Genomic DNA, 26,545 nt, shown 5'->3' with positions numbered 1-26,545 from the left:
GGCGATGGCGGTCACGGCCAACCGCATCCGCGCCGTGCTGGGCGCCCATGCCGCCACCGTGGAAGAGGCGCTGGCCTTCCTGTTCCCCGATCCCGACCGGCCGGTGAATCTGGACGGGCTGCGCGAGGCCGCCGAAGAGGGCGACGACCTGGCCGATGTCCTTGCCGCCGTGCTGAACGACAGCGGCACCAGCGGCAGCTTCATCGCCTTTCTGGGCGCGCGCGGCATCGAATTGCGCCCCCTGCAGCCCAATGCGCCGATCTGGGATGCGGTGCGGCGCCGGCGGGGCGCCGAAAGCGCGATCCCCGAACCGGAGCCAAACGATTTTCCCTTCGACCCGCTGGCGGCCTTTGCCACCCGGGCCCGGCAATTCCGCTGCCGCATCCTGCTGGACCGGCGGGTGATGGGGTCGGGCGCTTTCGTCTCGGCCCGGCTGGTGCTGACCGCGGCCCATGTGATCGAGGAGCTCATCTGCGCCCGGCAACCGCAGCCGGCCCTTCCCGGCGCCGATCCGGCAGCCGTGCCGGCGGCGGGCCCTCACCTGCATCAGATCCGCATCCTCGCCTCGGATGGCAGGCGCTATCCCGCCCGGCTGGTCTGGCATTCGCCGGTCCATGCCTGCGAGCACGACGGCGGCCTGCCGCCGCCTGCCGAGGCGGCCAGCCACCGCGACGTGGCGCTGCTGCGGGTGCTGCTGCCGCTGGGGCACAGCTACGGCCATATCGAGCTGCCCCCGCAGCCCGTCGAATGGACCGGCCCCAGGATGCTGGCGCTGGTGCATTATCCGCGCGGCAAGGCGCGGGGCTTCGTCTCGGGCCGGGTGCTGCGCCGCAAGGACGACATCCGCCTGCAGCACGACATCGCCACCGAGCCGGGTTCCTCCGGCGGCCCGGGCTTCGATACCGACCTGCGCTTCATCGGGCTGCATCAGGGCCGGGCCGGGGGCCGGGGCCGGCTGGTGCCGCACAGCCAGTTCGCGGCCGAGCCGGCCTTTCTGGACGCGATCCGGCAGGATTGCCCGCCGCGCTATCTGTGGTCGCTGGACGGCAATCTGGACGGGCCGATCATCATCGGCCGCCAGCAGTTCTTCGCCGGGCTGGCGGCGATGGTCGAACAGCCGGATTCGCTGCTGCGCGGGCTGTGGATCCGCCGGCTCGACACCAGCCGGGCGACCGGGCTGGGCTTCAGCTTCGACATGCTGCGCGCCTTTCTGGCCAGCCAGCGGCCCGCCGCGCAGGCCATGGTGCGCGATGTGCTCTGGCGCGTCCCGACCGCGCTTTCGACCGAAAACCTGCTGGACGGGCTGGCGCGGATGGCGCTGGACCGCCCCGCCGCCGAGGCCCATGCCGGGGTGCGCGGCCATGAGACCAGCCGCGTCGCCGAACAGCGCGACCGCGCGCAGCGCCTGGCCCAGGAGCTGCAGCGCCGCGCCGAGGCCGAGGACCGCATCTTCTGGTTCTTCCTGGAAACGCCCCCCGGCGGCGAGCTGGCCGAGCCGGTGCTGGCCGAGTTCGAGCATCTGGTCGAATGGCTGGTCGCCCATCGCAACCTGCGCCTGATCCTGGCCGGGTTCGAGCAATATGCCCTGGCCCCGCTGCGCTTCCAGAACGCCGAAGAGGCGCTGACCGCCCGGCGGCCGGGGCTGCTGGTCGATCCGCTGGGCCGCTTTACCGATGCCGACATCGCCGTGACGCTGGCCGCGATGCTGCGCGATCTGACGGGCGAGGAGGCGCTGGACCCGATGCTGACCGAGGACATGGTGCGGCAGGTCACGCATGGCCTGCCGCAGCTGCATCCCGGCATCTATGATTTCGACCACATGCGGCGGGCGACCAGGCGCCTGCAGAGCTGCGTCAGGAAACGGATGGGGATGCGCTGATGGCGATGCCGGACCGATACCGCCAGCTGCGCGACAGATTGTTTCTCCGCGCTGCCCTGAGCGACAGCTTTTCCCCGCGCCTGCTGCTGCAACAGGTGCTGCAGGGCGAGGAGCGCATCGACTTGCAGCTGCGCGGCCAGCTGATGTCGGCGCTGCGCGAGGCCTGCACCGAGGAAGCCGGCGCCGCCCCGGAAAAGGGCGGCGCGCTGTGGCGGATGCGGCTCTTGCCGCGGCACAAGTCGCTCGCGGCCGCTGCTCCGGCCCGAGATCCGGCCGCAGACCGGTCGGGCGACCTGCCCGACACGCCCATCGTCCGGGCGCTGCAAGGCCGGGACGGTTTCGCGCCCGACCGGCTGCGCCGGCTGATCGACGGGCTGGAGCCGGTCGCCGCCGAGGAGCTGGCCGGGCTGGTGGCTGTTCTGGAACAGGCGGGGCCGGGCGCGCCGGGCCATCCGCTTCTGGCGGGCCTTGGCAGCCTGCTGGACCGCCTGCGCGGCGCGGCGCTGACCGATGCGCTGCTGGAACAGGGCATCCTGGGCCGGGCCGAAGAAATCGCCCGCATCCGCGCGGCGCTCGCCGCCCCGCAGCGGGCGCCTCCGCTGCGGACCGTCCATATCCAGGGGCTGCCGGGGCTGGGCAAGACCTTCCTGCTCGAACAGGTGATCCGCGAATGCCGCGACCTGCCGGACATGGTGCTGATCCGGCTGGATTTCGACCGCTCCTCGCTGCAGACCGGCGACACCGCGGCGGTCTTCGACGAAATCTCGCGCCAGATCGGCACCGCCATTCCCGAAGCCGCCGCCGCCCTGCAGGACCAGCGCCTGCGCGAGGCCGAGCGGCGCACCTCGATCGGGGCCAACACTGCCGAAACCGTGGCGCCCTTCGAGCATCTGCACCAGATGATCGAACTGGTCGCGGGCCGGGGCCGGCGGCTGCTGTTCCTGCTGGACACGCTGGAGGTGCTGCACGGCCATGGCGAAACCTTCGTCGGGCGGCTGCTCGAAGAGCTGGACCGCTTCGCCGCGCCGGGCAGCATCCCGATCAACCTCGTCTCGGCCGGGCGCGGCAGCATCTTCGGCGAGGATCACCCGCGGCTCCGGGCGCTCATCCCGCTGGAGGGGCTGGAAAATCAGGTGATCCAGGCGATCCTGGAACGGCGCGGCGTGCAGCCGGGGCTGCGCCGCCGCATCGCCCGGCTGTCGCAGGGCAACCCCCTGCGCCTGCTGCTGGTCACGCGCGCGGTCCAGGAAAGCGGCGGTTCGCTGGGGGAAGAGCAGATCCGGCAATCCACCAACGGCTATCTGTATCGCGCCATCCTGTCGCGCGTGCCCGCCGACATCCGCCGCATCGCCTCGGAAGGGCTGATCCTGCCCTGCCTGGATGCCGAGGCCCTGACCGGCATCGTGGCGCCCGCGCTGGATCAGGTGCTGAGCCCGGCCGAGGCCGAGGCGCTGCTGGAGACGCTGGCGGCGCAGTCCTGGCTGGTCCGGCGCGATCCAGCGGGCGGGCTGGTGCATCGCGACGAGCTGCGGGCCGAGTTTCTTGAGCTGACCTATGCCGAAAACCCGCAAGGCGCGGCCGAGATCAACCGCCGTGCCGCCGCCCATCACGACGGGCGCGATCCGGCCCTGAGGCTGTATCACCTGCTGCAGCTGACCCGGGCCGGGGAGCCCATGCCCGGGATCGATGCCGCGCTGGCGCTGCGCCTTACCGGCCGGCTGTTCGACGACCTGCCGCCCCCGGCGCGCGACGCGGTGCTGCGCGCGCGCGGCGAACGGGCGCGCGGGACCGCGCCGCCGCGCCGCCGCGCCGATCCGGCCCCGCGCCCGCCCGGCGCCGCCCGTCCCCGCCGCCGCCCCGACCGCGCCGGCATGGCCTGGCTGCAGGTCGCGCCCGGCAGCGCCCGGCTGATGCGCGTCGACCCGCCGGCCGAGGGACAGCCCGAAAACGCCGGCGACCTGACCGACCTGCGCAACATGCTTGAAGCCGGGGCGCTGCGCGAGGCCTCCTTCCTGGTCCGCCAGCGGTTCCGCCGGCCCTTTCCCGCCGACGGCCCGACCGGGCTGCTGCTGCTGGCGCATCAGTGGCGGACCGGGCAATGGGGGATCGTCCGCCGGCTTCAGCCCTGCCTCGACATGGCGGCGCTGGAAGGGGCGCTGCACGACGACGTGGGGCTGACCGGGCTGGTGCTGCTGGAAATCTGGGCCGAGTTCCGCTTTGACGAGCTTTGCGCGCGGCTGCGGCAGGACGATTTCCTGGCGCTGGCCGGCCGCGCGCTGGGGCAGATCGGGCGCGGCGGCCTGCGCGCGGCGGCGCTGGAATTCGCCATGCTCTGCGCGCGCGGCCCGGGGCTTTCCGGCGAGAACGAGGCCGCCGGCGCCGTCGCGCGCTGGCTGCCCGAGGCCCCGCCCCATGCCGCCCTGGCGCTGCATGCGCGGGCGCAGGCGCTGCGGGCCGGTTTCGGCCTGGAACTTGCCCCCGCCGGGCAGGACCCGCGCGAGATGGATGCCTGCGGCGCGGCGCTGGCGATGGCGCCGGTCAATCCCTACGGCCAGCCGATCCGCGCCCTGATCGACACGCTGGCCGATGCCGGCGCGGCGCGGGTTCCGCAGGCGGCCGAAGGCCTGGGCCCGCGTCTGGGCGAATTGTCGGCGCTGCTGATGCCGGGGCTGTCCGGGCTGGATACCGCGCAGGCGCGGCTGGCCTCGGGCGGGCGCGAGGCGCTGGCGCTGATCCAGGCCATGGGGCTGGTCGCGGAATTCGCCGGTGGGGTGTCGTCCCTGGTGCCGGCGCCCGACCTGCTGGTGCTGGCCCGCGCCGCGGCGCGCTGGCAGCAGGCGACGCTGGGCCTGTGGGGTTATGGCCGGAACCGCCCGGCCGGCTGGGCCTGCGAGGCGCGGATCGACCCGCTGGCGCAAGAGCGCGCGCTGCGGCTTCTGGCCCGGCCCGACGCCACGGAGGCGGCGCGGCGCGCCTTTCACATCTGGCAGGCGTCGCCCGACCGGCCGCCGCCGGCGGATTCGCCGCCGCTGCGCGCCGCGCTGGCCGGGATCGCGGCCGATCTGCCGCCCGGCGCCGGGCTGGACGAGCGGCTGGCGCTGGTGCAGCGTGCCGGGATTATCCCGGTCCAGCAAGCCCCGCTCGCGGTGCTGAGCCGGCGCGACGGCAGCGACGGCCACTGGCTGCCGGTCCTGGAACAGGGCGGCGGCATCATCACCCAGGCTTTACGATCAGGAGGGCAGGCAGGATGAACCATGAACAGGAAAGCCTGGGCCGGCTGGAACGGCTCTCGGGCAGCGGCGCCATCGACCGCGCCCGCGTCCTGGTGGACGACGATCCGCCGATCCTGCGCGAGCTGGGCCTGACCCCGGATCGCGCGCGCGAGCTGCTTTCGACGCAGCCGACGCAGCTTGAATCGGTCGGCTCGCAGCCCTCGCAGCTCGAGGCGATCGTCCGCGCGCTCGGCCGGCCGCCGCTGATGGTGGTGCAGGGCGCCGTCCAGGGCAAGCACAAGCTGGGCGCGGATTTCCCCGCCGATATCGACGGCCGGATCACCGCGGTCGAGCCGCTGCTGGGCTCGGTCGGCAGGGTCGAGTTCCTGAACCACGACCAGAGCTGGGGCGGCACCGCCTGGGTGGTGCAGAGGCGCGACGATCACCTTCTGGTCGTCACCAACCGCCATGTCGCCCGGCTGGTGGCGCGGCGCACCGCGCGCGGCGATGCCGTCTACATGTTCGCCCCGGGCAATGTCCAATACGGCGCCGCCGTGGATTTCGCCGAAGAGCTGGGCCTGGACCCCGATCCCCGGACGGTGCTGGCCATCGACCGCTTCGTCTATCTTGCCGACGACATCGCCGCCGATATCGCCATCGGCCGCATTGCCTGCCCGCCGGCCGGATCACCGCTGGCCCTACAGCCGCTGACGCTGGCCGAGGAGGACATCGCCAAGGACGAGCTGGTCGCCGTCGTCGGCTATCCGGCCCGCGATTCCCTGCGCAACGATCCGACGCTGATGGAGCGGTATTTTACCGGCATCTACGACGTGAAACGCTTTTCGCCGGGCTATCTGATGGCGGCCGAGGGCCCGCAGATCCTGCGCCACGACTGCACGACCCTGGGCGGGAATTCCGGCAGCCCGGTGATATCGCTCTGCAGCGGCAAGGTGGTCGGCCTGCATTTCGCCGGGCGCTTCGGCATCGGCAATTCCGCCGTGCGCGCCTCGACGATCCGGGCGGTGCTCGACAGCATCCCGCAGGGGACGAGCCGCACGTCCACCGTGGTCGTTTCGCCGCTCGATCCGCCGCCCGCCGCGGCCTCTCTGGCCGGGCGGCCGGGGTATGACCCGGATTTCCTGCAGACCCATCCGGTTCCTCTGCCGCTGGCGGTTCCCTCGGATGCCAGCGCCGAGCGCCCGCATGAGCTGAAATACCAGAATTTCGGCATCCTGTTCTCGGTGGCGCGCCGGCTGCCGCTGCTGGCGGCGGCGAATATCGATGCCCGCAAGCGGCGCCCGCAAAAGCGCCACCCGCAGGGCTGGCGCAGGGACGGCCGCATCGCCGCCGACCTGCAGGCCGGCGCCACGGACCAGGGCGATCCGGCGGTCGTCGCGGTTCCCCTGGTCCGGCCGGCGGCAATGGCCTGGGGCGATGACGAGGAAACCGCGGCCCTTGCCTTTGCCGACGGTTTCCATTGCCCCGTCGCCTGTCCCTGGCATCTGGGGCTGGGGCCGGACAACGCGCTTTGGACCGGGATCGAGGACCACGTCCTGACCAGCCCGCGCACGCATGGCTTCCGCTGCGTCCTGTTCCACGGCCCGATCCTGCACGAGGACGATCCCCGGCCCGAGGGGGCGGCCGCAGGCATTCCCATGCGCTACTTCAAGGTCGTCGTCATGCTGGCCGAGATCGAGGGCAGCGGCGGCGAGCTGGGCCTCAGCGCCAGCGCCTATCTGCTCAGCCAGGCCGATCTGATCCAGCGGCTGCTGCAAGAGCAGAAGGTGATCGAATCGGTCGAGGGCTTCGACTTCGCCAGCTACCGCACGTTCCAGCTGCGCCTGTGCGACCTCGAGCGCATCAGCGGTTTCGATTTCGGCGCGCTGAAGGCGGCCGACCCGTTGGCCGCGCTGGTGGAAAGGGGCGGCGCCCCCGGCCGGCCGCCGCGCAGCGTGATCGAACTGCAGAGCCTGGACGACATCGTGCTGTAAGCCCCCGCGCCACGCGCCCGACGGCGGCGGCCGGGCTTTGCCGCCGCTTCATCCTTCGCAGGGTTTCGGCGGATTGCGCCGGCGGCCCGCGCCGGCCGGGGCCGATCCGGCTTTTTCTTGACACCGGCTGGGGCCGGCCCCTTACTATCGCCCAGCCTCAACACAGGGCGCAGCATATGCCGGAAAGCATCCAGAAGGAGGACTGGGAGCGATTCCGCGCGCTGGGGAGCGTGCCCCCCAGCATTCGGGAGGTCGTGCTCAGATCCTGGGTCAGGTCCAGGGGGCGGAAAGAGATCGAGACCCTCAAGCGCGCGCCCAGCGTCGCCCAGGACGAATTGCGCGTCATCCGCAACCGCAACCAGCGCCTGCGCTCGGCGGCGCAGACCGCGATCCGCCGCGCCGGCTACATGCTGAACGATGCCGGGATGATGCTGCTGCTTTGCGACCGCGGCGGCGTGGTGATGGAGGCCGAGGGCGATGCCCGCATCCTGTCGCGCGGCCAGGAAAACCACCTGCATCCCGGCGGCCATTGGGACGAGGACGCCATCGGCACCAACGCCATCGGCACGGCGCTGCACCTGGCCAAGCCGGTCACCATCTCGGGCGTCGAGCATTTCTGCGAGGCGATCCAGCGCTGGTCCTGCGCCGCCGCGCCGATCCGCGACCCGTTCAACGGCGCGCTTCTGGGCGCCATCGACATCTCGGGGCCCTCGGGGCAGTCCTTCGGGCAGGTCGCGGCCTTCTCGGTCACGCTGGCCATGCAGATCGAGGAGGCGATCCGCAATGCCGGGCTGCAGGAACACCGCCGGCTGATCGAGCGGCTGCTGGCCGAACGCCGCGGCCAGCGCGGCGACGAGATCATGGTGCTGGACCGCTTCGGCCAGCCGGTCTGGTCCAGCGCCGATTTCCGCTCGGCCGCCGGCCGGGCCTGGGGCGACGAGGCCGGAGCGGCCCTGCCGCTGCCGCCCGACGCGCATCAGGGCGATCCGGGCAATCTGGCCGCGCGGCTGCGGCAGGTCCTGCCCCATGCCGATGTGGACGTGCTGGTCGAGCGCGGCGACATGCTGGGGGTGATGGTCACGCTGCAGCGCCCCGGTGCGCGGGGCCGGCCGGCCCCGGACCCGGCGGTGAGCCTGGCGCAGATCGCGCAAAGCGGCGCGGCCATGGCGCCGATCTGCGCCGCCGCGCGGAAATATCTGGAAAGCGGCGTGCCGCTGCTGATCGAGGGGCCGGTCGGCGCGGGCAAGGAGACTCTGGCCCGGGCGCTGCATCTGGCCGGGCCGCTGTCCGGCCAGCCGCTGGAGTTCCTCGATTGCAGCCTGCTGGACCCCGAGACGCTGCGCGGCGACCTGATCGATGCGCGGCTGGCGCGGCTGGCCGAGGCCGGCGGCACGCTGTGCCTGGACGAGCCGGCCCAGACGCCGCGCCAGGCGCAGCCGCTGCTGGTGCAGGCGCTGGCCCGGCTGGCCCGCGCCGCGCCGGTGCCGCCGCAGATCCTGTCGCTGTCCTCGGTCGGCCTTGCCGAGCGGATGGCGCAGGGCGATCTGCGCGGCGACCTGTATTTCCGGCTGGCCGCCGCCACCCTGCGCCTGCCGGGCCTGGCCGAGCGGCGCGACGACCTGCCCGGGCTGATCCGCCGCTTTGCCCAGGCCTATCCGCAGCGCCGCCGCGGCAAGGCGCTGCGCTTCACCCCGGCGGCGATGCGGCAACTGCAGGCGCATGACTGGCCCGGCAATCTGCGCGAATTGCGCAACCTCATGGAATCGCTGGGTGCGACCTCGCTCAGCGGGCTGGTCGATCGGTCCGATCTTCCCGCGCATCTGGCCCGGCCCGCCGGTCCCCGCCGCGAAGAGACGCTGCGCGACCGCGAGCGGGCCGAGATCGCCGCCGCCGTCGCCGAGGCGGGCGGCAACATGACCGAGGTGGCGCGGCGGCTGGGAATCGCGCGTTCGACGCTGTATCTGAAACTGGACCAATACGGCATCCCGCGCCCGCGCCGCGACTGAGCCGGCGCCGGTTTCGCGGACGCGGCAAGGCGTCCGCAGCATGTCCGACGGACCGTCCGAAAACCGGACAACACGGCCGCCCCCCGGCACGACATCCTGACCCTACGCCACGGGAGGGTGGCGCAATGGGAGGAGAAAACCGTGCCATTGGACAAATCCAACAATCGCAAGGTGCAGGTGCTGGGCATCGATGCCGGCGGCACCATGACCGACACGTTCTTCGTCGATGCCGAGGGCGACTTCGTCGTCGGCAAGGCGCAATCGACGCCGCAGAACGAGGCGCTCGGCCTGATCGCCAGTTCCAGGGAGGGGCTGGAACATTGGGGCCTGACGCTGGAGGAGGCGCTGTCCGAAATCCAGACCGGCGTCTATTCCGGCACCGCCATGCTGAACCGCGTGGTGCAGCGCAAGGGCTTGCGCTGCGGGCTGATCGTCAATGCGGGGATGGAGGATTTCCACCGCATGGGCCGCGCCATCCAGGCCTATCTGGGCTTCGCCTACGAGGACCGCATCCACCTGAACACGCATTACTACGACGAGCCGCTGGTGCCGCGCCACCTGACGCGCGGCGTGATGGAACGGGTGGACATGTCCGGCACCGTAGTGATCCCGCTGCGCGAGGACACCGCCCGCCAGGCCGCCCGCGACCTGATCGCCCAGGATGTCGAGGGCATCGTGATCTCGCTTCTGCACAGCTATCGCAATCCCGGCCATGAACGCCGGGTGCGCGACATCGTGCTGGAGGAGATCCAGAAATCCGGCAAGGCGATCCCGGTCTTCGCCTCGACCGACTATTACCCGGTGCGCAAGGAAACCCACCGCACCAACACCACGATCCTGGAAGCCTATGCCGCCGAGCCCTCGCGCCAGACGCTGAACAAGATCACCTCGGCCTTCAAGGAGAACGGCTCGAAATTCGACTTCCGGGTCATGGCGACGCATGGCGGCACCATCAGCTGGAAGGCCAAGGAACTGGCGCGCACCATCGTCTCGGGCCCCATCGGCGGGGTGATCGGGGCGAAATACCTGGGCGAGGTGCTGGGCTATTCCAACATCGCCTGTTCGGATATCGGCGGCACCTCCTTCGACGTGGCGCTGATCACCCAGAACGAGCTGACGATCCGCAACGACCCCGACATGGCGCGGCTGGTGCTGTCGCTGCCGCTGGTGGCGATGGATTCGGTCGGCGCGGGCGCCGGTTCGTTCATCCGGCTGGATCCCTATACCAAGGCGATCAAGCTGGGACCGGACAGTGCCGGCTATCGGGTCGGGGTCTGCTGGGCCGAGTCGGGGATCGAGACCGTGACCATCTCGGATTGCCACGTCATCCTGGGCTATCTGAACCCCGACAATTTCCTGGGCGGGCAGGTCAAGCTGGACCGCGAGCGCGCCTGGAACGCGATGAAAGAGCAGATCGCCGACCCGCTGGGCCTGACGGTCGAGGATGCGGCGGCGGGCGTGATCGAGCTTCTGGACAGCGACCTGCGCGACTATCTGCGCTCGATGATCTCGGGCAAGGGCTCGACGCCGGGCAACTTCGTCTGCTTCAGCTATGGCGGCGCCGGTCCGGTCCATACCTACGGCTATACCGAGGGGCTGGGCTTCGAGGACGTGATCGTGCCGGCCTGGGCGGCGGGCTTTTCCGCCTTCGGCTGCGCGGCGGCGGATTTCGAATACCGCTATGACAAGTCGCTGGACATCAACATCGCCAGCGACGCAAGCGCCGATCTGAAGGCCAACCAGGCCAAGACCCTGCAAGCCGCCTGGGAGGAGCTGCGCGAGCGGGTGCTGGAAGAGTTCGAGATCAACGGCTACAGCCCCGACCGGGTCAAGCTGCAACCGGGCTTCCGCATGCAGTATCGCGGCCAGTTGAACGACCTGGAGATCGAAAGCCCGATCACCGAGGCGCATTCCGCCGAGGACTGGGACAAGCTGGTCGATGCCTTCAACGACACCTATGGCCGGGTGTATGCCGCCTCGGCGCGCTCGCCCGAGCTGGGCTATTCGGTGACCGGCGCGATCATGCGCGGCACGGTGCCGATCCCGAAGCCGAAGATCCCGAAAGAGCCCGAGGCCGGCCCGACCCCGCCCGAGGAGGCCAAGCTCGGCACGCGCAAGTTCTACCGGCACAAGAAATGGGTGGATGCCCAGCTTTACCGGATGGAGGCGCTGCAGCCCGGCAACCGCATCACCGGCCCCGCCGTGATCGAATCCGACGCGACGACCTTCGTGGTGCCGGGCGGGTTCGAGACCTGGCTGGACGGTCACCGCCTGTTCCACCTGAAAGAAGTCTGATTTCCCGGGGAGGAAACATCATGAACATGCAATCCAAAGTCGAGACGCGCGGCATCGTCCGCGGCGGCGAGACGCTGAAGCAGCACCGTGACCGGCTGATGGAGGCCACCAAGCGGACGAAACATTACGCCGGCCTCGACCGGCTGGAGCTGCGCGACAGCGACCCGATCAAGTACAATAAGCTGTTTTCCCGCCTGCGGGCCGGGGTGGTGGACGCGCGCGAGACCGCCAAGAAGATCGCCGCCTCGCCCATCGTCGAGCAGGAGGGCGAGCTTTGCTTCACCCTCTACAACGCGGCGGGCGACAGCATCCTGACCTCGACCGGCATCATCATCCATGTCGGCACCATGGGCGCGGCGATCAAATACATGATCGAGAACGGCTGGGAGCAGAACCCCGGCATCAAGGACAAGGACATCTTCTGCAACAACGACAGCCTGATCGGCAATGTCCATCCCTGCGACATCCACACCATCGTGCCGATCTTTCACGAGGGCGAGCTGATCGGCTGGGTCGGCGGCGTGACCCATGTGATCGACACCGGCTCGGTCGGCCCCGGCTCGATGTCCACGGGCCAGGTGCAGCGTTTCGGCGACGGCTATTCTATCACCTGCCGCAAGATCGGCGAGAACGACGAGCTGAAGCGCGACTGGCTGCATGAAAGCCAGCGCATGGTGCGCACCACCCGCTACTGGATGCTGGACGAGCGCACCCGCGTCGCCGGCTGCCACATGATCCGCGACCTGGTGCAGGAGGTGATCGCCGACGAGGGCATCGAGGCCTATTGGAAATTCGCCTATGAATCGGTCGAACACGGCCGCATCGGCCTGCAGGCCCGCATCAAGGCGATGACTATCCCCGGCAAATACCGGCAAGTGGGCTTCGTGGACGTGCCTTATGCGCATGAGGACGTGCGGGTGCCCTCCGACTTCGCCAAGGTCGACACGATCATGCATACCCCGTCGGAAATCACCATCCGCGGCGACGGCACCTGGCGGCTGGATTTCGAGGGATCAAGCCGCTGGGGCTGGCACACCTACAACGCCCATCAGGTCAGCTTCACCAGCGGCATCTGGGTGATGATGACGCAATCGCTGATCCCGACCGAGATGATCAATGACGGCGCCGCCTACGGGACCGAGTTCCGCCTGCCCAAGGGCACCTGGATGAACCCGGACGACCGGCGCGTCGCCTTCAGCTATTCCTGGCACTTCCTGGTCAGTTCCTGGACGGCGCTGTGGCGGGGTCTCAGCCGGGCCTATTTCGGCCGCGGCTACCTGGAAGAGGTGAACGCCGGCAACGCCAATACCTCGAACTGGCTGCAGGGCGGCGGCTTCAACCAGTATGACGAGATCCATGCCGTCAACTCGTTCGAATGTGCGGCGAACGGCGTCGGCGCCAGCGCGCATATGGACGGCATCAGCCATGCCGCCGCGGTCTGGAACCCCGAAGGCGACATGGGCGACATGGAGATCTGGGAGCTGGCCGAGCCGCTGGTCTATCTGGGCCGGCAGATCAAGGCCAGCTCCGGCGGCGCCGGCAAGTATCGCGGCGGCTGCGGGTTCGAAAGCCTGCGCATGGTCTGGAACGCCAAGGACTGGACGATGTTCTTCATGGGCAACGGTCATATCAGCTCGGACTGGGGGCTGATGGGCGGCTATCCGGCGGCCTCGGGCTATCGCTTCGAGGCGCATGACACCCGGCTTCAGGAGATCATCGCCGAGGGCGGCGCCATCCCGCATGGCGGCGACACCGACCCCGAGAACCCGACTTGGGAGGCGATGCTGCCCGATGCGCGGATCAAGCGCGACAAGCAGGCCATCACCACCGAGGCGATGTTCAAGGATTACGACCTCTATCTGAACTACATGCGCGGCGGGCCGGGCTTCGGCGATCCCTTGGACCGCGAGCCGCAGAAGGTGGCCGACGACGTGAACGGCGGCTATCTGCTGCCCCGCTTTGCTGACAGCGTCTATGGCGTGGTGCTGAAGGGCGCCGGCGACGGCATGAAGGGCGTGGACGCCGCCGCGACCGAGGCCCGGCGCCGCGCCATCCGCAAGCAGCGGCTGGAGGAATCGGTGCCGACGCAGGAATGGATGGCGGGTGAACGCCAGCGCATCCTGGCCAAGGAGGCCGGCGTGCATGTCCAGCAGATGTATGCCGCCTCCTTCAAGCTCGGCCCGCGCTTCGAACAGCAGTTCCGCAGCTTCTGGGACCTGCCGGTCGACTGGCGGCTGATGGAGGCCGACCTGCCGATCCCGTCCTACGGGCGCGAATACTCGATGGACATCTCGGAACTGCCGGACGTCCGGACCGTGCAATTCGTCGAGGAATGACGCCCGGGGCTGCGCCCGCCCCCTCGGGCGCAGCCGTTCTTTCAGGCCCATCCAATGGAGGAAAAGATGGCCTATACCAAAGCCAAGATTAAAGACCTGGTGGACGGCAAGATCGACCGCGACACGCTGCACACCATGCTGTCCACGCCCAAGGACCGCGAACGCTTCCAGATCTACCTGGAGATCCTGCAGGAACAGGTGGACTGGGACGACCCGATCATCCTGCCGCTGGGACCCAAGCTTTACATCGTGCAGCGCAAGTCGGACCGGAAATGGATGATCCGCAGCCAGGCCGGCCACGATTTCTGCGAATGGGACCAGAACTGGAAGCTGCACGCCCGCATCCGCGTGCGCGAGACCGCCGAAAAGATGGAGGAGCTTTATCCCCGCCTGATGGCGCCCTCGCCGGAATGGCAGGTGATCCGCGAATATTTCTGCCCGCTTTCCGGCGATCTGCTGGACGTCGAGGCGCCGACGCCCTGGTATCCGGTCATTCACGACTTCGAGCCGGATATCGAGACCTTCTACAAGGACTGGCTGGACCTGCCCGTCCCCGAGCGCGCCTGAGCGCGCCGCGCCTTGGGCGGCCGTCCCCGGCCGCCCTTGCCCATGCGCGGATTTGTCCGAAATTCGGACGGGCCTTGGCCGCCGCGGCAGGGTAGAGTCGGCAGGGACGCGCGGATGCCAATGGAGGAAAAGGCCATGAAGGCATTGGTCTATAACGGTCCGGGCCAGAAGGACTGGGTGGAAAAGAACCGGCCGGCGATCCGGAAGCCGACCGACGTGATCGTCAGGATCACCAGGACGACGATCTGCGGCACCGACCTGCACATCCTGAAGGGCGACGTGCCCACGGTGACGCCGGGGCGGACCCTGGGCCATGAGGGCGTCGGCGTGGTCGAGGAGGTCGGCGAGGCCGTGCGCAATTTCCGGCCCGGCGACGCGGTGCTGATCTCCTGCATCACCTCTTGCGGGGCCTGTCCGAACTGCAAGCGCCAGCTTTACGCACATTGCGCGGATGGCGGCTGGATTCTCGGCCATCTGATCGACGGCACCCAGGCGGAATATGTCCGCATCCCGCATGCCGACAATTCGCTTTATCCGATCCCCGCCGGCGCGGACGAAGAGGCGCTGGTGATGCTGTCGGACATCATGCCGACCGGGCTGGAGATCGGCGTGCAGGCCGGCCGGGTCAAGCCGGGCGATACCGTCGCCGTGGTGGGTGCCGGGCCGGTCGGCATGTCGGTGCTGCTGACGGCGCAATTCTACGCGCCGGGGCGGATCGTCATGCTGGACACCGATCCCGCGCGGCTGGAGCTTGCGCGCCGTTTCGGCGCCACCGACACCATCCAGGTCGGGGCCGAGGACGCCGTGGCCCGGATCATGGAGCTGACCGAAGGGCAGGGCGTCGACGTGGCGATCGAGGCGGTGGGCGTGCCCGCGACCTTCGACATCTGCCAGAAGATCGTCTCGGCCGGCGGCAACATCGCCAATGTCGGCGTGCATGGCCAGCCGGTCGAGCTGCATCTGGAAGAGCTCTGGATCAAGAACATCACCATCTCGACCGGGCTGGTCTGCACCAATACCACGCCGATGCTGCTTCGCACCCTGCAATCGGGCCGGGTCGATCCGGGGCAGCTGGTCTCGCATCGCTTCCGGCTGGACGAGATCCTGCAGGCCTATGAGGTCTTCGGCAATGCCGCGCGGGAAAAGGCGATGAAGGTGATCCTGGCCGCCTGAGCAGGCCTGCCGGTTCCGGCCGCCCGCCGCCGGGACCGCACGGGGTGGAAAGGGTCCTTGCGGCGGCCGCGGGATCGGGCGCCCCGGTTCTTGTGCCGGCGGGCGCTCAGTCCAGCGTCCGGCGGAACCGCAGCAGGGCCAGCAGCCCCAGCACCGCCACCATGGCCGCCAGCGCCGCGAATTGCGGCGCGACATCGGCGAAGCCCGCGCCCTTCAGCATGACGGCGCGCACCAGCCGCAGCAGATGCGTCACCGGCAGCACCTCGCCCAGGGCCTGCGCCCAGCCGGGCATGCCCCGGAACGGGAACATGAAGCCCGACAGCAGGACCGAGGGCAGGAAGACGAAGATCGCGACCTGCATCGCCTGCATCTGCGTGCGCGCCACGGTCGAGATCAGATAGCCCAGCAGCACCAGCGCCAGCACGAAGACCATCACCCCCGCCAGCAGCAGCCCCAGCGAGCCGACGAAAGGCACGTCGAAGACCGCCCAGGCCGCGCCCAGGATGACAAGGACCTGCACCGCGCCGACGGCCAGGAAGGGGGTGATCTTGCCCAGCATGATCTCGGCCGGGGTGGCGGGCATGGCCAGCAGGTTCTCCATGGTGCCGCGCTCGATCTCGCGGGTCAGCGCCATGGCGGTCATCATCACCATGGTCATCTGCAGGATCACCCCCAGCAGGCCGGGGACGATATTGTATTGCGTGACGCCCTCGGGGTTGTAGCGGCGATGCACGATGATCTCCGGCGCGCGAGGCGCGACGATTTCGGGCGTGCCCTGGACCGGTTCGGCCGGCCGGTCGCGGCGAAAGGCGCTGTCCGCAAGGCGCGGCAGCGCGGCGATGGCGCCGCTGGTCGCCGAAGGGTCCGAGCCGTCCGCCTCGACCAGGATCTGCGGCCGGTCGCCCTGCTGCATGCGCCGGCCGAAATCGGCGGGCACCGTCACGACAAAGGAAACCTCGCCCCGGGTGATCAGCCGCTCGGCTTCCCCGGCCGAGGCCGCGGGATGGGTGATGCGGTAATAGCCGCTGTTCTCCAGCGCTGCGGCGAAGCTGCGGCCGAAGCGGTCCTGCGCCGGGGCGACCAGCGCCGCGGGCATGTCCCGCGGGTCGCTGTTGATCGCATAGCCGAACAGCAAAAGCTGCATGATCGGCACGCCCAGCATCATGGCGAAGGTCACGCGGTCGCGGCGCATCTGGATGAACTCCTTGCGCAGAAGCGCCCGCAGCCGTGTCGGGGAAAAGCTCATCGCATGTTGTCCTCGGAGAGCTCCATCAGACGGATGAACACGTCCTCGAGGCTGGTCTCGGCCGGCCGGCCCGTCACGCCTTCGGCGGCCAGCGCGGCTTCAAGCTGCTTGCGGTCGGTGCCGGTCACATGCAGCGCGGTGCCGAAGGGCTCGATCTGCCCGACGCCCGGGGCCCGGCGCAGGCGCTCGGCCAGTTCGCCCGGCCGCGCCGATCGCACGGTCAGCGTCACCAGCCGCGCCCCCGCGATCACCTCGGCCACCGTGCCCGAGACCACCAGCCGGCCATAGGCGATGTAGTTGATGCGGTGGCAGCGTTCCGCCTCGTCCATGTAATGGGTCGAGACCAGCACCGTCATGCCCCCCAGCGCCCGGGCGTGGATCTCGTCCCAGAACTGGCGGCGGGCTTTGGGATCGACGCCGGCGGTCGGCTCGTCCAGCAGCAGAAGGCGCGGCTGGTGCATGATGCAGGCGGCCAGCGCCAGCCGCTGCTTCCAGCCGCCCGAGAGGCTGCCGGCCAGCTGCGTCCTGCGCGAGGTCAGGCCCAGATCCTCAAGCGTGTCGCGCACCGCCTGCCGCGGCAGGCCGTAGAGCCCGACGACGAAGGCCAGGTTCTCCTGGATGGACAGGTCTTCGTAGAACGAGAATTTCTGCGTCATGTAGCCGACCTGCCGCCGGATCGCGCGCTGCTGGCGGCGCACGTCCAGGCCCAGCACGGTGCCGCTGCCCGCATCGGGCGTCAGCAGGCCGCAGATCATGCGGATGCAGGTGGTCTTGCCCGAGCCGTTCGGCCCCAGGAAGCCGGCGATCTCGCCCTCGGCCACCCGCAGCGCGACGTCGTCCACCACCCGCCTGCCGCCGAAGGATTTCGTCAGCCCGGTCACGTCGATGGCCGTCGCCCCGGTCATGGCGCCTTCCAGACATCGACGATCTGGCCGGGCTTCAGCGCGCTGCCGGGATCGGGGCGGGCCTCGACCAGATAGACCAGCTTCTGCCGGGCGTCGCGGGCATAGATGACCGGCGGGGTGAACTCGGCCTGGTCGGCGATGAAGGAAACCGTGGCGCTGCCGGACGTGCAGCCGTCGCAGCCGACCCGCAGCCGCGTGCCCGGCGACAGCGCGGCAAGATCGGCCTCGGCCACATAGAAGCGCAGGGTGACTGCGCCCTCGGGCAGGAAGGTCAGGACCGGGGCCGACGGCCCGGCAAGCTCGCCCCGATGCCGCAGGATGTCGGTGACGGTGCCGGAGGCGGGCGCGGTCAGGCGGCGCTGCTGCAGCTGCCATTCCATCGCCTGCCGGTCGGCCCGGGCCCGGGCCAGCGCGGCGCGGGCGGCGGCGATGGCATCGGGGCGGGCGGGCAGGCGGGCGACGGCCAGCCGCGCCTCGGCCTCGCGCACCGCCGCCTCGGCCATGTCGGCGGCAGCGCGGGCCTCGTCCCGCTGCGCGGGCGAGCTGACGCGCTGCGCCAGCAGCCGTTCCTGCCGCGCCGCCTCGCGCGCCGCGCGCTCGGCCTGGGCGCGGGCCGAGGCGAGCGTCGCCTCGACGGCGGCGATCTCGGGCTGGCGCCCGCCCTTTTCCAGATTGGCCAGCTCGCTGGCGGCGCGGGCCTCGGCGGCCCTTGCCGCGGCCAGCGCCAGCGCGGCGTCGCGGCTCTCCAGCATTGCCACGGCCTGCCCGGCCTGGACGCGGTCGCCGCGCTGCACGGCCAGCGTTTCGACCCGCGCCGTCGCCACCGGGGCGATCTGCACATACTCGCCCTCGACATAGCCGGTGCCGAGGGGCGGCGGCGGGCCGCATTGCGCAAACAGCGCCGCCAGAAAGGCAAGCGAGCAGATGAGATCAGCCATCCCCGCCCCCGGTCATCCGGTCCAGATTGGTCAGCATCCGCCGCGTGATCGCCCGCGCCTCGGGCCGCGCATAGTGCCGCCAGCCCATGCGGCGCTGGACGATGGGCGCGGCGACGCGAAAATAGACCGCCTGCCCGACAAGCGAGAACACGGCCAGCTTCACTTCTTCGGATTCTGCCGGCGCGCCGGTCGCGGCGGACCACAGCGCGCAAAGCGCCCGGTGCCGGGGCTCGACCAGCGTGGCATAAAGCCGGTCCAGCACCGGGCTGCCCGGCTCGGCCAGCTCGCGCAGGACGAAGGCCACGGCATCGCTGGCGCCGGGGCTGACGATCATGAAGGTGACGATGCGGCGCACCAGCCGCCGCAGGATCATCCGGGCCTGGCGGGGATCCGGCCGGTCCTGCAAGCCGGGCAGGGGCCGGGCGACCTGCGCCACCTGCTCGGCCACCGCGTCGGCGCAGGCGATGCGCAGCCCGTCCTTGCCGCCGAAGTGATAAGCGATCGACGAGATGTTCGTCCCGGCCTGCGCGGCGATGGCGCGCGTCGAGGCGGCCTCGAATCCGCCGCGCCCGAATTGCTGCAGGGCGGCCCGGATCAGCGACATGCGGGTGGGATGCGGGTCCATGCCGATCTCGCGCTGCATTCAATCAATCGCTTGATACAGGATTTTCCCCGCCGAGTCGAGCCCGCCGAGTCGAGCCCGGTGCGGGGGCTCCGGCGCGGCGCGGGTCTCGCGATGCGGGGCTGTAGGGCGGCGCGTCGCGCGGGGCCGGTCAGAGGCCCGGCGGCGGGGGAGTTGCGCCATGCCGGGGCGCGCGTCGCCTGCCACTTGTTGGCCTTGCCGCCCTTGCCTCAGGCGTTCCGCACCAGCCAGTCGGCGAACAGCCGGGCCTTGGCCGAGGCGCGGGGGCTGATGGCAAGGGAAAACCCTGCCGGCGCGGGCACGCTTTCCGGCACCAGTTCGACCAGCCGCCCCTCGGCCAGCAGCCTGGCCATCAGCCCCTCCCAGCCCAGCACCGCGCCGACATCGTCCTGGGCGGCCTGCAGGGCGATCATGTGGTTGTTGACGAACAGGCTGCGGCCGGACGGGGCCGGCTGGCCGAGTTCGGAAAACCATTCCGCCCAGCCGGGCCAGGCATTGTCGTCGTCGTTCAGGTGGATCAGCGGGGCGCGCAGCAGGTCGCCGATTCCGGCGATGCGGTGGTTTTCGGCAAAGCGCGGCGTGCCATAGGCGCGGATGCGGTCGCGGAAGATCTCGCGCCGCTCGCCGCCGTCCTGGCCCGGCCGGACATAGCCGATGCCGATGTCGTGCCGGCTGGCCGCCCGCGGCACGTCGCTGACGATCTGCGAGACGGTGATCGCGGGATAGGCCTTCCAGAACGCGGTGATCTTCGGGGTCAGCCACAGGGCGCTGACCGCGGTCGTGGCGCGGATGGTGACATCGACCGCATCGGGGCGGGCCCGCAACTGGCCGACCGTGTCCGAGATCGTCTCGAAGCCGCGCTGCAGGGCGACCAGCAGGAAGGCGCCCTTCTCGGTCAGCTCGACCCCGCGATGCCGGCGGAGGAACAGCGCGCAGCCCAGATCCTGCTCCAACGCCTTGATCTGGTGGCTGATGGCGGCGGGGGTCACGTTCATCTCGCGCGCCGCCGCCTTGAAACCGCCGTTGCGCGCCGCGGCCTCGAAGCAGATCAGCGCGGTCATCGAAGCGAAGTCGTAGGGCCGAGCCATGCGCCTCCTGCGTTTTTGGATTAGCTGAAATAATCCAAGGTGAATTTTAATGCCGTTGTCAAGGCGGCGCATCCGGGGGAACGTCAGGACAGATTCACCCTCATCCCCTGGAAGCCGAACATGTCCGCCACCAACACGAATCTGCATGACCTGCTTGCCCGCCGGATTCCCGGACACGCGCTGGAACAGCCCTTCTATACCTCGCCCGAGATCTATCAGCAGGATCTGGAGCATATCTTCTACCGCGAATGGCTCTATGCCATCCCGGCCTGCCATCTGGTCAAGCCCGGCAGCTACGCGACGCTGCGGGTCGGCGCCTACAACATCGTCATCGTCAAGGGCCGCGACGGGGAAATCCGTGCCTTCCACAATTCCTGCCGGCATCGCGGCTCGATCGTCTGCAAGGCGCGCGAGGGTCAGGTGGCCAAGCTGGTCTGTCCCTATCACCAATGGACCTACGACCTGGACGGCAAGCTGATCTGGGCCAACAGCATGGGCCCCGATTTCGACCCGACCCAGCACGGGCTGCGCGGGGTGGCGCTGCGCAACCTCAAGGGGCTGATCTATATCTGCCTGGCCGACAACCCGCCGGATTTCGAGGCTTTCGCCCGCGCTGCCGAGCCCTATCTGGCGGTCCACGACCTGACCGACGCCAAGGTTGCCTACAGCTCCTCGATCATCGAGAAGGGCAACTGGAAGCTGGTCTGGGAAAACAACCGCGAATGCTATCATTGCAGCGGCAACCATCCGGCGCTGTGCCGGTCCTTTCCGCTGGACCCCGAGGTGGCGGGGGTTTCGGCCGACGGCTCGATCTCGGCCCGGCTGCAGGCGCATTTCGACGCCTGTGCCGCGGCCGGCGCCCCGGCGCAGTTCCTGCTGGGCGGCGGCGGCCAGTTCCGGCTGGCGCGGATGCCGCTGCAGGAAACCGCCGTCAGCTATACGATGGATGGCAAGGCGGCGGTGGCGCGCCAGCTGGGCCGCGTCGCCAAGTCTGACGCCGGCTCGCTGCTGGTCTTTCACTATCCCTCGACCTGGAACCATTTCCTGCCGGATCACTCGCTGACCTTCCGCGTCACCCCGATCAGCCCGACCGAGACCGAGGTGACGACGACCTGGCTCGTACACAAGGATGCGGTCGAGGGCGTGGATTACGACCTTCAGCGCCTGACCGAAGTCTGGATCGCCACCAATGACGAGGATCGCGAGATCGTCGAGACCAACCAGGAAGGCATCTTCTCGCCCGCCTATGTTCCCGGCCCCTATTCGCCCGACTGGGAAAGCGGCGTGATCCAGTTCATCGACTGGTATGCCGCATGGATGGAACGCAGCCTCGCCCCCAGCCGCATGGCGGCCGAGTGACCATGAACGCGCCGCTGGCCTTCTGAACGGGAAGGCGCCTCGCTCCTGCCGAGGCGCCGGATGGGACGGTCTTCTGCTTCCCTGGCCCCTCCGGCGCGCTTTTCAGCTACCGGTGCCGGGGGCTGCCTGAAAATCCGGGCCCGGGGCGTCCATGCGTCCGCTGGCCGCGCAAACCCCTTTGCTGCAGGCCGCAGATAAGCCAGACTTACCTGTCTGTGCATTCCACCTGAAGAGCAAAGCTGTGGCCCGCGACCTCAATCTTCTGTCCATGGCGCATTTCGAGGCCGTCGCCCGGCTGGGCGGGGTCATGCGCGCCGCCGAGGAATTGCAGGTCTCGGCCTCGGCGGTCAGCCAGCAGATCAAGCTGCTGGAGCAGAACCTGGGCGTGAAGCTGTTCCATCGCGAAAAGCGCCATTTGCGCCTGACCATCGACGGCGAGCGGCTGTTCCAGACCACCTCGCAGGCCTTCCAGTCCATCCGCGAGGTCCGCGCCGCCATCATCCGCCAGCGCGAAACGCATAATCTGTCGATCCGGGTCAGCCCGTCCTTCGGGGTGCGCTGGCTGGCGCCTCGACTTGCGGATTTCTGCCGCAGGCATCCGGAATGGGATGTCCGGGTCGATGCGACGCCCAATTTCACCGAATTCGACACCGAGGTCGTGGACATGGACCTGCGCTATGGCGAGGGCGACTGGGAGGGGCTGCATACCGATTGCGTCGTGCATGATTTCGTCTTTCCCATGTGCTCGCCCGCCTATCGCGAGGAGTTGCGCAGGATCTCGGACGACCCGCGCGAGCAGCTGCGCCATGCAAGGCTGATCGACAGCGTCAAGGCCTATTACCGCTGGGATTACTGGCTGCCCCGCAACGGCGTGCAGGGCACCTCGATGTCCTATCCCTGCCGCTTCGACCGGTCGAGCATGTCGGTGCAGATGGCGATGGACGGTGGCGGCGTGATCCTGGACAGCATGACGCTGGCCTTCGAGGAATTGCGGCGCGGCGATCTGGTGCCCTTCTCGACCGCGTTCGAGGTGATCGAGTTTCCGGGATACTGGATCGTCTGCCCGCATCGCCATGTGGGACGCCGGGCGGTGCGGCTGTTCTCGGACTGGGTCAAGGACAGGGGCCGGCAGCATATGCGCGAGGCGCGGGCCTGGCTGGAGGAACGCGGGCACCGGACCCGCTTCGAGCGCCGGGCGGCCTTCGTCACGTCCGAAGAGCGATGAAGGAATGCCGGGCGATGACGCCCGGCATTCCCGGTTTCCGGCCGCTCAGTAGATCGTCAGGGCCGGGATGAAGGTGAAGGCCAGCAGCAGTATCAGGGCCACCAGATAGAAGGGCAGCAGCGCCTTGGTGGTCTGGCCGATCCCCGTCCGCGCGATGGCCATCGAGATGAACAGCGTCGTCCCGACCGGCGGCGTGTAAAGCCCTATCGAGAGGTTGATCACCATCATCAGCCCCAGCTGCACCGGATCGAGCCCGATCGTGTTGCCGATGGTCACGAACAGCGGCGCCAGCAGCAGGACCGCGGCGGGCAGGTCCAGGAACATGCCGACGACCAGCATCACCAGGTTCAGCGCGATCAGCACCATCCACGGTTGCGTCAGGTGGGTCGAGACGAAGCCGGCCAGGTTCTGCGGCACCTGCTCGGCGGTCAGGATCCACTGGATCGTGCCCGAGGCCATGATGATCAGCATCACCGCGCCGGTCATCATGCCGGTATCGACCAGGGCATTCCAGATCAGCCGCGGCGTCACGTCGCGATAGAAGAAGATGCCGATCAGCAGCGCATAGGCGACGGCCAGCACGCTGACCTCGGTGGGCGTGGCGATGCCGAAGCGCAGGGTGCCGATGATGAAGATCGGCATCAAGAGCGCCGGCAGCGCGAAGACGATCTGGCTTCTGAAGGCGCGGAAGCCGCCGGGCAGCGGTGCGGCGGGCAGGCCGCGGCGCCTGGCGACGAACCAGACCGTGGTCATCAGGCCGGCCGCCAGCAGCAGGCCCGGCAGGATGCCGGCGACGAACAGGTCCACGATCGAGACATTCGCCACCAGCCCGTAGAGGATCAGCGGGATCGAGGGCGGGATCAGCACCGAGATGGTCGAGGACGAGGCGTTGATCGCCGCCGCGAAAGGCGCGGGATAGCCGTCGCGCACCTGCACCGGGATCAGCGCATTGCCCATGGCCGAGGCATCGGCCACCGCCGAGCCCGAGACGCCGCCGAACATCACCGAGCCGAGGATGCTGACCTGCCCCAGCCCGCCGCGATAGCGCCCGACGATCAGCCGCGCGATATTGACCAGGTATTCGCCGAACTTGCCGTGCATCATCAGCGAGCCGGCCAGGATGAAATAGGGGATCGCCAGCATTGGGAATGCCTGCGTCGGCGCATAGAGGCGCTGGGCGATCACCGCCAGCGGCTTGCCGTCTGCCAGCAGCGCCAGCGCGGTGCCGCCCAGCATGGCATGGGCCACCGGCACGGACAGCGCCATCAGGCCGAAGAATGCGATCACGAGAATCGGGGTCATTCCGGGTCCTCCTCAGCTCAGGCTCGAAGCGGTTTCGACATTGCGCAGCGTCCGGCCCATCAGCGCGGCGATCAGGTCGCAGGCGCAGATCACGGCGATGCCGCCGAAGCCGTAGACGAGGCTGGCATAGCCCCAAAGCTGGCTGATCCCGCCCAGGGCGCTGAGACGCTGGTATTGCGCCGCGCGGATGATCGGGAACGCGGACCAGACCACGAAGACCGAGATCAGCAGCGTCAGCACCGAGACGAGGATGAACAGCACCCTGCGGCCGCTGTCGGACAGCAGGTCCGGCAGGATGGTGATGGCGATGTTGCGGCTGTGGACGGTGGCGATCACCACCCCGCCGGCGATCATCCAGGGCAGCAGGATGGCATGGATCTCATAGGCCCAGTCCAGCCCCTGGCCATAGACATAGCGCAGGACGACATTGGCCATCAGCCCCACGAAAAGCACGATCAGGGTCGCGACGCAGACCAGCCGTCCCGACATGTCCAGCGCCGCGACGATGCCGCGCAGGACGGAGGGCGCCGGGCGCCCCTCCTTTCCGGCGGTGTCGGGATGAAGCGCGCCGGTCATTTTGCGGCCTCGGCGATGATCGCATCGACCAGTTCCGGGAAGCGGGCGCGATATTCGTCATAGACCCCCGCCGTCGCGTCGACGAAAGCCTGACGATCTTCGAGCTCGGTGACGATGGCGCCCTCGGCCTCCAGCTTCTGGCGGACCTCCACCTCCTGCTCTTCGGCAGTCTGCCTCTGGAACGCCGTCGCCTCGTCGGCGGAGGTCTGGACGCAGGCCTGATCCTCGGGCGACAGCGACGCCCACCAGGCCATGCTGGCCAGCAGCGGCGAGGTCTCGTATTTATGGCCGGTCAGCGAGATATGCTTGGTGATCTCGTGCAGCTTGGACGAATAGATGTTCGTCAGGGGGTTCTCCTGCGCCTCGAAGACCCCCGATTGCAGCGCGGTCGGCAGTTCCGCGAAGGTCAGCGGCGCCGGGTTGCCGCCAAGCGCCTTGAAGATCGCGATGGTCATGTCGTCGGGCGGCGTGCGGATCTTGACGCCCTTGAGGTCGGCCGGCGTGGTGATCGACCGGGACAGGTGGCTGACATGGCGGATGCCGTTGTCCCAGAAGCCCAGCAGCTTCAGCCCGGCATTCTGCGCCCTTTCGTCGATCTGCGCCTTGATCTCGCCGTCGATCGCCTTCCAGGCGCTCGGCGCATCCGCGAACAGGAAGGGCAGGCCGATCACGTTCAGTTCCGGGACGATCTGCGCCGTGGCGCCCTGGCTGTTGGCGGTGATCTGGATCACATTGGCCGAGGTCGAGGTCAGCGCCTCGACATCGTCGCCCATCGTCGCGGCGCCCGCCACGTTGACGGTGATGCGGCCCTGGGTGCAGGCCGACAGCTTTTCGGCGAAGAACTCGGCCGCCAGCGAGCGCGGATTGCCCGGCGGCTGCGCATGGGCCAGGATGATGGTATCGGCGGCGGCGGCACCGGCAAAGACGGTGCCGGACAGGATTGCCCCAAGGATGGTGCGGTTCATGGTGTTTCCTCCCAATGAGCAGATGATGGGGCCTGCCGCCTCCTCGCGGCAGGCCTTTTTTCAGTGAATGAGCGAGCCGCCGTTCACGTCGACCTCGGTTCCCGTGCAATAGGACGCCAGATCCGAGGCCAGGAACAGGCAGCAGCCGGCCACGTCGCGCGCCTCGCCGGCGCGGCCCATCGGGATGCCGGCAAGAATGCCGTCCATCATCTCGGGCGTCAGCTTGCCGGCGGTGATGTCGGTGGCGATGAAGCCGGGGCAGACCGCGTTCACGCGGATGTTCTGCGGCGCCAGTTCGCGCGCCATGGCCTTGGTCAGGCCCAGCACGCCGGCCTTGGCCGCCGAATAATGCGGCCCGCCGAAGATTCCGCCCCCGCGCTGCGCCGAGACCGAGGACAGGTTGACGATGCTGCCCGCGTTTCGTTCGCGCATGGCGGGGATGACCGCCTGGCTCATGTAGAGCGTGCCGCGCAGGTTCACGTCCAGAACCGCGTCATAGTTTCCGGGCGCGATATCCATCACCTTCAGCGGTTGCGTGATGCCGGCATTGTTGACCAGCACGTCGATGCGGCCCCAGCGTTGCAGCAACGCGTCCGCCGCGCGTCTGCAGGCGTCCAGGTCGGTCACGTCGCAGGCCAGCCCGACATGGCCTTCGCCCAGATCCGCTGCAGCCGCCTTGGCCTGATCGGCGTCGAGGTCCAGAATGGCGACGGTGGCGCCATGTTCGGCAAAGAGTTGCGCCGTGGCCTTGCCCAGGCCGCGCGGCGAGGCCGCGCCGGTCACCACCGCGAATTTTCCGTCCAGCAGGCCCATGGCCTTCTCCTCCTGATTGTCTGAAT

Annotated in this window: 19 protein-coding genes; 10 read left to right on the top strand and 9 right to left on the bottom strand. The window is 69.3% G+C overall.

Going from position 1 to position 26,545, the window contains the following annotated elements; genetic code table 11:
• The first annotated feature begins 4 nt into the window (after nt 1-4).
• From PARJ55_RS0113985 to PARJ55_RS0113950, 8 genes are all read left to right on the top strand, one after another.
• The gene (locus PARJ55_RS0113985) at nt 5-1,879 is read left to right on the top strand and encodes a serine protease (RefSeq protein WP_028713609.1); all 1,875 of its coding nucleotides are present in this window, start codon (nt 5-7) and stop codon (nt 1,877-1,879) included.
• Nucleotides 1,879-5,130, top strand: a complete 3,252-nt coding sequence (locus PARJ55_RS0113980; protein WP_028713608.1) for an AAA family ATPase — start codon at nt 1,879-1,881, stop codon at nt 5,128-5,130. Before PARJ55_RS0113985 ends, PARJ55_RS0113980 begins: the two co-directional genes overlap by 1 nt.
• Nucleotides 5,127-7,082, top strand: a complete 1,956-nt coding sequence (locus PARJ55_RS24020) for a trypsin-like peptidase domain-containing protein (RefSeq protein WP_051416278.1) — start codon at nt 5,127-5,129, stop codon at nt 7,080-7,082. Before PARJ55_RS0113980 ends, PARJ55_RS24020 begins: the two co-directional genes overlap by 4 nt.
• A 176-nt stretch (nt 7,083-7,258) precedes the next feature.
• A complete protein-coding gene (locus PARJ55_RS0113970; protein ID WP_028713607.1) occupies nt 7,259-9,088 on the top strand; it encodes a sigma-54-dependent Fis family transcriptional regulator in 1,830 nt (609 codons plus the stop codon).
• A gap of 147 nt (nt 9,089-9,235) precedes the next feature.
• Nucleotides 9,236-11,383 (top strand): hydantoinase/oxoprolinase family protein, encoded by a 2,148-nt coding sequence (locus PARJ55_RS0113965; RefSeq protein ID WP_028713606.1) that lies wholly within the window; start codon nt 9,236-9,238, stop codon nt 11,381-11,383.
• A 20-nt stretch (nt 11,384-11,403) separates the two neighbouring features.
• Nucleotides 11,404-13,719, top strand: coding sequence for a hydantoinase B/oxoprolinase family protein (locus PARJ55_RS0113960; RefSeq protein WP_028713605.1), 2,316 nt, complete (start codon nt 11,404-11,406; stop codon nt 13,717-13,719).
• 66 nt (nt 13,720-13,785) lie between these two features.
• The gene (locus tag PARJ55_RS0113955) at nt 13,786-14,286 is read left to right on the top strand and encodes an acetone carboxylase subunit gamma (protein ID WP_028713604.1); all 501 of its coding nucleotides are present in this window, start codon (nt 13,786-13,788) and stop codon (nt 14,284-14,286) included.
• 135 nt (nt 14,287-14,421) lie between these two features.
• Complete coding sequence (locus PARJ55_RS0113950; protein ID WP_028713603.1) at nt 14,422-15,459, top strand: zinc-dependent alcohol dehydrogenase family protein; 1,038 nt, start codon at nt 14,422-14,424, stop codon at nt 15,457-15,459.
• Between the two features lie 106 nt (nt 15,460-15,565).
• On the opposite strand, the gene PARJ55_RS0113945 is transcribed toward PARJ55_RS0113950, so the two are convergent.
• The 5 genes from PARJ55_RS0113945 to PARJ55_RS0113925 all read right to left on the bottom strand — a co-directional run bounded on the left by PARJ55_RS0113945 (nt 15,566) and on the right by PARJ55_RS0113925 (nt 20,279).
• Nucleotides 15,566-16,705 carry an ABC transporter permease gene (locus tag PARJ55_RS0113945; protein WP_028713602.1) on the bottom strand — a complete coding sequence of 380 codons (1,140 nt, stop codon included), beginning with the start codon at nt 16,703-16,705 and terminating at the stop codon, nt 15,566-15,568.
• A complete protein-coding gene (locus PARJ55_RS0113940) occupies nt 16,702-17,610 on the bottom strand; it encodes an ABC transporter ATP-binding protein (RefSeq protein ID WP_028713601.1) in 909 nt (302 codons plus the stop codon). The genes PARJ55_RS0113945 and PARJ55_RS0113940 overlap by 4 nt, the downstream gene beginning before the upstream one ends.
• Nucleotides 17,607-18,548: an HlyD family secretion protein gene (locus PARJ55_RS0113935; RefSeq protein ID WP_028713600.1), complete on the bottom strand. Its 942-nt coding sequence runs from the start codon at nt 18,546-18,548 to the stop codon at nt 17,607-17,609. The genes PARJ55_RS0113940 and PARJ55_RS0113935 overlap by 4 nt, the downstream gene beginning before the upstream one ends.
• Nucleotides 18,541-19,191, bottom strand: coding sequence for a CerR family C-terminal domain-containing protein (locus PARJ55_RS22145; protein WP_036698307.1), 651 nt, complete (start codon nt 19,189-19,191; stop codon nt 18,541-18,543). The genes PARJ55_RS0113935 and PARJ55_RS22145 overlap by 8 nt, the downstream gene beginning before the upstream one ends.
• A gap of 209 nt (nt 19,192-19,400) precedes the next feature.
• A complete protein-coding gene (locus PARJ55_RS0113925) occupies nt 19,401-20,279 on the bottom strand; it encodes a LysR family transcriptional regulator (RefSeq protein WP_028713599.1) in 879 nt (292 codons plus the stop codon).
• A gap of 120 nt (nt 20,280-20,399) precedes the next feature.
• Here PARJ55_RS0113925 and PARJ55_RS0113920 point away from each other — a divergent pair, with 120 nt between their 5' ends.
• Both PARJ55_RS0113920 and PARJ55_RS0113915 read left to right on the top strand, forming a co-directional pair.
• Entirely contained in the window at nt 20,400-21,638 is a 1,239-nt protein-coding gene (locus PARJ55_RS0113920; protein ID WP_028713598.1) for an aromatic ring-hydroxylating dioxygenase subunit alpha, read from the top strand.
• Between the two features lie 241 nt (nt 21,639-21,879).
• Nucleotides 21,880-22,863, top strand: coding sequence for a LysR substrate-binding domain-containing protein (locus tag PARJ55_RS0113915; protein WP_028713597.1), 984 nt, complete (start codon nt 21,880-21,882; stop codon nt 22,861-22,863).
• A 45-nt stretch (nt 22,864-22,908) separates the two neighbouring features.
• Here PARJ55_RS0113915 and PARJ55_RS0113910 read toward each other — a convergent pair whose 3' ends face one another.
• Genes PARJ55_RS0113910 through PARJ55_RS0113895 form a run of 4 tightly spaced genes read right to left on the bottom strand, consistent with a single transcriptional unit; the run spans nt 22,909 to nt 26,519 of the window.
• Nucleotides 22,909-24,165 carry a TRAP transporter large permease gene (locus PARJ55_RS0113910; RefSeq protein ID WP_028713596.1) on the bottom strand — a complete coding sequence of 419 codons (1,257 nt, stop codon included), beginning with the start codon at nt 24,163-24,165 and terminating at the stop codon, nt 22,909-22,911.
• 12 nt (nt 24,166-24,177) lie between these two features.
• On the bottom strand, nt 24,178-24,741 hold the full coding sequence (locus PARJ55_RS0113905; protein ID WP_028713595.1) for a TRAP transporter small permease: 564 nt from the start codon (nt 24,739-24,741) through the stop codon (nt 24,178-24,180).
• The gene (locus PARJ55_RS0113900; protein WP_028713594.1) at nt 24,738-25,706 is read right to left on the bottom strand and encodes a TRAP transporter substrate-binding protein; all 969 of its coding nucleotides are present in this window, start codon (nt 25,704-25,706) and stop codon (nt 24,738-24,740) included. Before PARJ55_RS0113900 ends, PARJ55_RS0113905 begins: the two co-directional genes overlap by 4 nt.
• 60 nt (nt 25,707-25,766) lie before the next feature.
• Nucleotides 25,767-26,519, bottom strand: coding sequence for an SDR family NAD(P)-dependent oxidoreductase (locus PARJ55_RS0113895; protein ID WP_028713593.1), 753 nt, complete (start codon nt 26,517-26,519; stop codon nt 25,767-25,769).
• Between the last annotated feature and the right edge of the window lie 26 nt (nt 26,520-26,545).

Origin of the sequence: Paracoccus sp. J55 (assembly GCF_000513975.1) — a bacterium.
Lineage (GTDB): Bacteria > Pseudomonadota > Alphaproteobacteria > Rhodobacterales > Rhodobacteraceae > Paracoccus.
The sequence above is the reverse complement of the archived record's forward strand: the minus strand, read 5'-3'. Positions and strand labels throughout refer to the sequence as shown.

Excerpts from the sequence above, each read along its gene's own strand:
- PARJ55_RS0113955 (WP_028713604.1), top strand. The coding sequence starts at position 13,786 with ATGGCCTATACCAAAGCCAAGATTAAAGACCTGGTGGACGGCAAGATC.
- PARJ55_RS0113940 (WP_028713601.1), bottom strand. The coding sequence starts at position 17,610 with ATGACCGGGGCGACGGCCATCGACGTGACCGGGCTGACGAAATCCTTC.
- PARJ55_RS0113900 (WP_028713594.1), bottom strand. The coding sequence starts at position 25,706 with ATGAACCGCACCATCCTTGGGGCAATCCTGTCCGGCACCGTCTTTGCC.
- PARJ55_RS0113925 (WP_028713599.1), bottom strand. The coding sequence starts at position 20,279 with ATGGCTCGGCCCTACGACTTCGCTTCGATGACCGCGCTGATCTGCTTC.
- PARJ55_RS0113980 (WP_028713608.1), top strand. The coding sequence starts at position 1,879 with ATGGCGATGCCGGACCGATACCGCCAGCTGCGCGACAGATTGTTTCTC.
- PARJ55_RS0113905 (WP_028713595.1), bottom strand. The coding sequence starts at position 24,741 with ATGACCGGCGCGCTTCATCCCGACACCGCCGGAAAGGAGGGGCGCCCG.
- PARJ55_RS0113920 (WP_028713598.1), top strand. The coding sequence starts at position 20,400 with ATGTCCGCCACCAACACGAATCTGCATGACCTGCTTGCCCGCCGGATT.
- PARJ55_RS0113935 (WP_028713600.1), bottom strand. The coding sequence starts at position 18,548 with ATGGCTGATCTCATCTGCTCGCTTGCCTTTCTGGCGGCGCTGTTTGCG.
- PARJ55_RS0113895 (WP_028713593.1), bottom strand. The coding sequence starts at position 26,519 with ATGGGCCTGCTGGACGGAAAATTCGCGGTGGTGACCGGCGCGGCCTCG.
- PARJ55_RS0113970 (WP_028713607.1), top strand. The coding sequence starts at position 7,259 with ATGCCGGAAAGCATCCAGAAGGAGGACTGGGAGCGATTCCGCGCGCTG.
- PARJ55_RS0113950 (WP_028713603.1), top strand. The coding sequence starts at position 14,422 with ATGAAGGCATTGGTCTATAACGGTCCGGGCCAGAAGGACTGGGTGGAA.
- PARJ55_RS22145 (WP_036698307.1), bottom strand. The coding sequence starts at position 19,191 with ATGCAGCGCGAGATCGGCATGGACCCGCATCCCACCCGCATGTCGCTG.
- PARJ55_RS0113960 (WP_028713605.1), top strand. The coding sequence starts at position 11,404 with ATGAACATGCAATCCAAAGTCGAGACGCGCGGCATCGTCCGCGGCGGC.
- PARJ55_RS24020 (WP_051416278.1), top strand. The coding sequence starts at position 5,127 with ATGAACCATGAACAGGAAAGCCTGGGCCGGCTGGAACGGCTCTCGGGC.
- PARJ55_RS0113985 (WP_028713609.1), top strand. The coding sequence starts at position 5 with ATGGCGGTCACGGCCAACCGCATCCGCGCCGTGCTGGGCGCCCATGCC.
- PARJ55_RS0113945 (WP_028713602.1), bottom strand. The coding sequence starts at position 16,705 with ATGAGCTTTTCCCCGACACGGCTGCGGGCGCTTCTGCGCAAGGAGTTC.
- PARJ55_RS0113910 (WP_028713596.1), bottom strand. The coding sequence starts at position 24,165 with ATGACCCCGATTCTCGTGATCGCATTCTTCGGCCTGATGGCGCTGTCC.